Origin of the sequence: Paenibacillus sp. UNC451MF (assembly GCF_000686845.1) — a bacterium.
Taxonomy (GTDB): Bacteria; Bacillota; Bacilli; order Paenibacillales; family NBRC-103111; genus Paenibacillus_S.
In genome coordinates, this window is record NZ_JMLS01000021.1 from 160,401 (window position 1) to 167,208 (window position 6,808).

Annotated in this window: 6 protein-coding genes; 5 read left to right on the top strand and 1 reads right to left on the bottom strand. The window is 49.9% G+C overall.

Annotation, left to right across the window (positions count from 1 at the left end; all coding sequences use genetic code 11):
- The first annotated feature begins 80 nt into the window (after positions 1-80).
- The 4 genes from BP97_RS0121315 to BP97_RS41135 all read left to right on the top strand — a co-directional run bounded on the left by BP97_RS0121315 (position 81) and on the right by BP97_RS41135 (position 5,387).
- Positions 81-2,024, top strand: a complete 1,944-nt coding sequence (locus BP97_RS0121315; protein WP_028550921.1) for a dihydroorotate dehydrogenase — start codon at positions 81-83, stop codon at positions 2,022-2,024.
- 583 nt (positions 2,025-2,607) lie between these two features.
- The gene (locus BP97_RS0121325; protein ID WP_028550922.1) at positions 2,608-4,041 is read left to right on the top strand and encodes an RtcB family protein; all 1,434 of its coding nucleotides are present in this window, start codon (positions 2,608-2,610) and stop codon (positions 4,039-4,041) included.
- 2 nt (positions 4,042-4,043) lie between these two features.
- Positions 4,044-5,099, top strand: coding sequence for an AAA family ATPase (locus tag BP97_RS37080; RefSeq protein ID WP_051620847.1), 1,056 nt, complete (start codon positions 4,044-4,046; stop codon positions 5,097-5,099).
- Between the two features lie 54 nt (positions 5,100-5,153).
- On the top strand, positions 5,154-5,387 hold the full coding sequence (locus BP97_RS41135) for a hypothetical protein (protein ID WP_051620849.1): 234 nt from the start codon (positions 5,154-5,156) through the stop codon (positions 5,385-5,387).
- Positions 5,388-5,470: 83 nt separating this feature from the next.
- On the opposite strand, the gene nfsA is transcribed toward BP97_RS41135, so the two are convergent.
- Positions 5,471-6,205 (bottom strand): oxygen-insensitive NADPH nitroreductase, encoded by a 735-nt coding sequence (gene nfsA, locus BP97_RS0121335; protein WP_028550923.1) that lies wholly within the window; start codon positions 6,203-6,205, stop codon positions 5,471-5,473.
- Positions 6,206-6,625: 420 nt separating this feature from the next.
- On the opposite strand from nfsA, the gene BP97_RS41445 reads away from it, so the two are divergent.
- The gene (locus BP97_RS41445) at positions 6,626-6,757 is read left to right on the top strand and encodes a hypothetical protein (RefSeq protein ID WP_269321920.1); all 132 of its coding nucleotides are present in this window, start codon (positions 6,626-6,628) and stop codon (positions 6,755-6,757) included.
- Positions 6,758-6,808 lie beyond the last annotated feature (51 nt).

Genomic DNA, 6,808 nt, shown 5'->3' on the forward strand with positions numbered 1-6,808 from the left:
GTGAAGGAATCTTGTGTTAAATGGTGGAATAAGTACTACATAAGACAGGTTATTATGATGTTGATTTGGAGTGTTCTTTTATGCCGGATTGGTCCTATCAAACCTTGTTTCGTCCTTTGCTGTTCCGCCTTCCTTCGCGGATAGCGAGAGATTTCACATTGAATGCCATGGGTTCCCTGAGCCGCCTGCCTGGAGGAATTTTAGTTATTCGTACGCTGGGGCATATGGAGTCTTCGCCTATATTGGAAAGTGAATTGGCCGGGATACGGATGCGTTATCCTGTTGGATTGTCAGGAAGTCTGGATCCGAACGGCGCCGCTCATGGGGCGATCGCTCAATTCGGTATCGGCTTTATTGAAATCGGACCTGTCACATGGAATCCGGTCGTAAGTGATCAGCCAATAGAGCGGGATGTAGAGCAGGAAGCGATTCTTTATCCTCTTGAAGATCCTAATGAGGGTGCAGAAGAAACGGTTCGAAGACTGCAGCGCAAGCAGGGACATTCACTTCCTCTGATGATACGAACGAGGAGCCGTCGCGGGAAAACGCAGGAAGAAGCGCTGCAGGAGCAGAAACAGCTAATGGGAGCCTTACGACCTTATGCGGCAGCATTTTATATAGATTCGCTCGATGAGGGGTGGACAGTAGAGGAGACGTTAGACCATCTCGAAGCAGTTGTACAAGTGCGTACGGATGTTGGCAATGAGGATATGCCGATGCTGCTGTATATTCCGCTTGATTATCCGCAGGAGCTAATGTCGGATCTATTGAAGCGCATGAGTATCGAGCATTGGGACGGCTTTGTGATTGGAGAGAGACAGAGGACGGAGACAGGGGCTGTCGTTGGAAGGTCAGGTAAACCGTACAGCGTAGACAGGACTGCTCTGATTCGGAAGCTGTACGGAGCCAAGGTACCTATCATTGCAACGGGTGGCGTTCATCAGCCGCAGGATGCATTGGATTTGATCCAAGCAGGAGCTAACTATATTCAGCTTCACAGTGGGTTGGTCTATGCCGGTCCAGGGCTGCCCAAACGGATCAACGAAGCGATAATCTATGAGAAGCTGAAGTCTAGAGACGTGAGGGCAAAAACAGAAGAAGCTGGACCCCCTTTTTGGTACAACTGGGGCTGGATGTGCTTGTTAGGCGCAGGAATGGTGCTTGGGGGGATTATGGCATGGCTCATAGCGGCGAGTACGGTCATGCTGCCCTACGATGTGCTGTTTCTTGGAATGGATCCGCCAGCACTCATGCAAGTAAATCCACTGCTGCTGCGCTTCATGTCCCATGACAGAGTCACCTTGGCAGGCACGATGATATCCATCGGTATCCTTTACTTTCAGTTCGCTTATTACGGGCTGAGGAAAGGGCTTCATTGGGCCAAGACTGCGCTTATGAGTTCTTGCATCGTCGGGTTTAGCAGCTTTTTTCTCTACTTGGGCTACGGTTACTTCGATCCGCTGCATGCGCTGGTGGCAGCTATCCTGCTGCCGATGTTTATTCTGTCCATTAGAGGGAGAGCAGATAAGCCTTCACTTGAGCCGCCCAATCTTTATAATGACCGGATGTGGCGGAGAGCCCAGTGGGGACAGCTGATGATGGTTGTTCTCGGCTTTTCGTTGGCCATCGGAGGGATCGTCATTTCCCTGGTAGGGATCACTCGAGTGTTTGTTCCCGAGGATTTGCAGTATTTATGCGCTACTCCGGCGATGCTTGCTGAAATTAACGACAGGCTGATTCCTCTAATCGCTCACGATCGAGCGGGCTTTGGGGGAGCGTTATTTTCCAATGCGATCGCGCTGCTTGGCGCAGCTTTATGGGGAGTGAGCCAGGGGCGTCGCTGGTTATGGTGGACATTTTTGATTGGCGGATTTCCAGGCTTTTTGGCTGGCTTTAGCGTTCATTGGACGATCGGTTATACCGATTTCGTACATTTGCTGCCTGCTTATTTTGCTTTTGGATTGTATGTACTGGGCCTCGTTCTGCTGTTCCCATATTTGATGAATCGAAAGGGAATTTCATAATCAATAGAAAGTTTTAATATAACTAATAAATATTTTTTATTAAATCGTTGACAAAGTTTACCTCATGCGTATATCATAACCATATCTTGAATGTGAAAGGAGGCCAATAATCATGATCCGATTAAACAGACTGAGATTGCTAGTACAACTGAATAACCTCAACGATTCCATTGGCCTCTACGGGCCTGCTGCAAGCTGATTTAACGATGAATCCCGGCGCGGGCAGCGTGACCGGAATGATTCAGTATTAGTACAGCCATATATGCATAGTAACAACCAACCGTGGGCTTTTGTGGAGCGCCTACGGTTTTTTTGTTGTTTGGAAAAGGCGCTAGGTGACATAAGACTAAGGGCAGCAGGTTAGCTGAAGTCCATGTAATTTACGGTGAAAAAAACGTTAAGCGCCAACGCCGCTCGGTGCAACGTTAATGTCAATTCCTGACTGCGTAACCGAGCATATTACGCTGAACCACATTATACCCTTAAAGAACCAAACCAAAAGCATGCGGCGTCGGCAGAGTGCCCAGCCGGAGGACTCCATTTCATTTTCAAGAACGCAAATAGAGAGAGGATAAATCAATATATGGAAACGATCAACCAAACAGACAATTTTTACAGGCAAGTGCAGCTCCCAGCGGGCAATTTGCACGTATATGCCGGAGAGCAGCTGTTCGCCGGACTGGATTATAAAGTGTTCGACATGGCCAACAACAATTTGCAGATCCCTAACACAATGTACATGAGCTACACGCCAGATGTACATGTTGGCGTAGGTACATGCATTGGTACCACAGCAATATGGGATACGGAGAACGGGTATGTATCCCCCTCGATTGTCGGCAGCGATATCGGCTGTGGGATGCGGCTGCATTTGACCAATTTACACCGAGACGAGCTGCGCGATGTGAAGCTTCGGCGCAAGCTGGTCAAGGCGATTGAGCGGCATCTGCCGGTAGAGGAGCAGACGCGAGGGCATTTCTCTGATATTCGTCTGGAGCACGTCATCCGCAAAGGGCTGTTCGGGCTGCCGAAGAAATATGTGCCGGACAGCTACACGCCGCGCAAGGCAACCTCGTTGGAGCGGGTGGAGTGCGGCAAGTTCGGCTTCGACGAAGCGCATTTGGATCGGCTGCCGGAGATGGTGTGGCACCGGTCGCACAGGCAGCTTGGAACGCTCGGCAACGGGAATCATTTTGCCGAGATTCAGGCTCTTGAAATCGACGAGGAGCATCGCGATATAGCGGAGCAGTGGGGACTAACAGACGGGCAGGTGGTCATCATGATCCACTCGGGGTCCCGTGCCTGGGGTGGAGCCGTGAATCAGTATTGCAGCAGCGAAATAGCCAAAACGATGCGCCGCAGCGGACTCGGAACATCCGATCCGAAGCTGATGTTCGCACCGCTGGATAGCGAAAGCGCTCAAGCCTATGTGAATCTCATGTACTCTGCGCTAAATTATGCGGTGGTGAACCGGCATTTGATCGCTTACGGTATTCGAGAGGCGGGCAAGGAAGTGTTTGGACCGAAGTTTGAGATGAGCACGCTGTATGATTTGATGCATAATTATGCCTGGGAGGAGCAGCATGACGGCAGATCGTTGTTCGTCCACCGTAAAGGGGCGACTCGTGCTCTCCCGCCGCACCATCCCGATAATCCGGCTCCGTATCGCGAGACGGGGCATCCAGCGCTCATTCCGGGGTCCATGGGAACGGCTTCCTACATTATGGTCGGCAGACCCGAGGGCAAGCGTAATTATTACTCCATCTGTCATGGAGCAGGCCGTATCCGCTCGCGAAGTGCGACGAAGCGTCTTGTGACGCTAGATCAATTCGAGTCCTCGCTGCGTGTCGGTCAAGACGATGAGATCGTCGTGAATCAGCGGATGCTTGAATCGCTGATTGACGAGTCGCCTCAAGCCTACAAGGATGTCGATCAAATCATTGACAGCGTCGTAGGAGCGGGATTGGCCTCGGTTGTGGCCAAGTGTAAGCCGCTTGCCGCTGTGAAAGGGGTGTAACGATGCCTAACAAGATGCACGATAACCGCAAGCTGGAAGAAGCAGCTGCTAGCAGCATCCCCGGACCTAACAATAAGCACGAAAACTTTATCATGACTATAGAGGCGAGCGCGCCACAATATTTCGATACAGCCGTCGTCATAGAACGAATTCAGAAGGAGCTGGCTTCCCGGTACGGAGCCTATTTTCAAATGTATGTTCAGGATGATTACGGCAATGAAATCTGGGATATGCTCGACGAGGATGTACGCGAGGGGAGCGGCGAGATTGAGCATCTGGCGGTCATCTACGACCGAGTGGAGTCCAAGGCATTCTCTTATCAGGGGGAGCTTCAAGAAACGGCCGGATACAGGATATTTCCGGCCGCGCGGAATAATTTATTCGCCTACCCGTCCTATGGTGTCGCATTGGCGCGAATTCCCGTTTTCCGCCAAAACGGAATCTTTAGCGAGGAATACTTGTTCGCTGCGGACGATTATAGCCTGGAGAGGTTCCTTGCTTTTATGCGGCAGCGGCAAAGAGAGAATGACCGCCGGCATGTCACCGTCTTTACGGACAACCGCAATGGCTTAGACCGTCACCTGGAGCCTATCACGAGAACTGTGAACAGGGATGAAGTTATTATGAGCGAACCGCTGAAGCAGGACATCTATAGGTCGATTGATCAGTTCTTTTCGCGCGACCGTCATTTTTTTCAGACGTACCGCATTCCGTATAAACGGGGAATCTTGTTGTACGGCAAACCGGGCAACGGTAAGACAACACTGGTTAAGTCCATTGCGGGGAGCGTTGAAGCTCCTGTAGCCTATTGGCAAATTACGGAGCATACTTGCAGCTACACGATTCAGGAAGCTTTCGAATCCGCAGTCAAAATGGCGCCGATGGTGCTCGTTATTGAGGATATTGACTCGATGCCGGAGCAGGCGCGATCGTTTTTCTTGAACACGTTGGATGGGGCGACCTCGAAGGAGGGCATCTTTCTCATCGGAACGACCAACTATCCCGAGCACATCGATCCAGCGTTGATGAATCGCGCAGGACGCTTCGATCGGGCCTAGGAGATCAAGCTGCCGGATGAGTCACTGAGGAGACGATATTTAGCGCTTAAGCAGTTGTTCGCCATCGTCGGCGAAGAAGAGGCGGAGAGAGCAGCTCGGCTAACAGATGGTTTCACTTTTGCACAGCTGAATGAACTATATGTTTCTGCGGCGCTGCAAAAGCATTATGAGCCGGAAGTAAAGATACAAGAACTGATCCGGGAAATGAAGGCCGAGCTGAATAAAGAAAAGACGCAGCATTGGCATACCCCGCAATCGGAACCCAGAATGGGATTTGTTGCCGGCTAATACCAAACAAAAAAAGCAAGAAATCAGAGATGCGATGTCCCTGACTCTTGCTTTTTCTAATGGCATGAATCCCGTTTCGACGCTTACTTGAAACGGAAGCCTCTCGCTTCAAGAAATGGCAAAATATGCGCCCGTCCAGGCTTGGCATATTTTTCTGAAATGCCTTTGGACCACGTCGTCAACGTTTTGCCGTTGGTACGCTCTTCATAATACTTGTACATCGTTTCATCGTATTGCCGCACCCCTTCAGCTACTTTGTCGGCATGATAACGATTCGCATGATACACGGCTTGCATAGGAAGCCGCGGACGGTAGGAAGGCTCTTGATCAGGCACGCCTACGCACATGCCGAATACAGGGTAAACAAGCTCCGGAAAGGAGAGCACCTCGCAAACCTCCTGCGGCTTGTTGCGAATACCGCCGATATAGCAGATGCCGTAACCGAGCGATTCAGCGGCAACAGCTGCATTTTGTGCAGCCAAAGTCGCATCTACGGTGCCTACGATGAAGCTCTCCGTGTTATGATGAAAGCTTTGCCCATGCTGCTCGGTCGCTTCCTTGAGCTTATGGAGATCAGCGCAAAATACAAGGAACAGTCCGCATTGTTCAATGTAAGCCTGGTTGCCTGCGAGCTGGGCGAGCTCTCTCTTTAATACCGGATCCGTGACGCCGACGATGCTGTACGCCTGCACATTGCTGGAGGTGGAAGCCATCTGTGCGGAGGTGATGATCGCCTCAATGTGTTCCTCTGAAAGGGCCACCTCTTTATATTTCCGTATGGAACGATGGTTGCGAAGGAGATCAATAGTTGGATTCATGTAGAAACAGCCCTTTCTCACGTTGGATATAAAAAGTCCCCTTGTCGTTACAAGGGGTCTCCGATGGATCGGTTGATTACCTAATATTTTACCACACCGAAATATGATTTTCACTACGGCGAAGCAAGTGAGAAATCGCAGGCATATGGTTAGTAAATCCCTTATTTTGTATCGTTGAGAAATTTCCTCCTTAAGATGTTGTTGACAATGATAATGAGAACCATTATCATTGTCTTATAGCCAATGAGAATAATTATCAACTATTAGTAATTAGGTTCCGGCATAACTGCCGCATTGGACTGGCTCAATATTTAAGATCACTCCACAATGAAGAACATATGCCTTTAGGACCTTGCAGTTCTACATACTGCTCGTAACGCGATTTTTCCTGGTGGAAAAAGATAAGGAGGAGAATCACTCATGCAAATTATTATTTGCCTGCTGCTGCCGGCGCTGCTCGTCTCTTTGGTGCTTGTTGGATTCTACTGTTGGGGGATGCGTGAAGAGTATACGTATACCGGTTTAAATTCGGGAAAGCGCAAGGGCGTGTAGCTATCACTTTTATGCATGTATAGACGTATTATATGAGAATAAGAAAGGAGG

What these genes read in the sequence shown, in the direction of transcription:
- BP97_RS0121315 (WP_028550921.1), top strand. Translation starts at nt 81, where the DNA reads ATGCCGGATTGGTCCTATCAAACCTTGTTTCGTCCTTTGCTGTTCCGC.
- BP97_RS0121325 (WP_028550922.1), top strand. Translation starts at nt 2,608, where the DNA reads ATGGAAACGATCAACCAAACAGACAATTTTTACAGGCAAGTGCAGCTC.
- BP97_RS37080 (WP_051620847.1), top strand. Translation starts at nt 4,044, where the DNA reads ATGCCTAACAAGATGCACGATAACCGCAAGCTGGAAGAAGCAGCTGCT.
- nfsA (WP_028550923.1), bottom strand. Translation starts at nt 6,205, where the DNA reads ATGAATCCAACTATTGATCTCCTTCGCAACCATCGTTCCATACGGAAA.
- BP97_RS41445 (WP_269321920.1), top strand. Translation starts at nt 6,626, where the DNA reads ATGCAAATTATTATTTGCCTGCTGCTGCCGGCGCTGCTCGTCTCTTTG.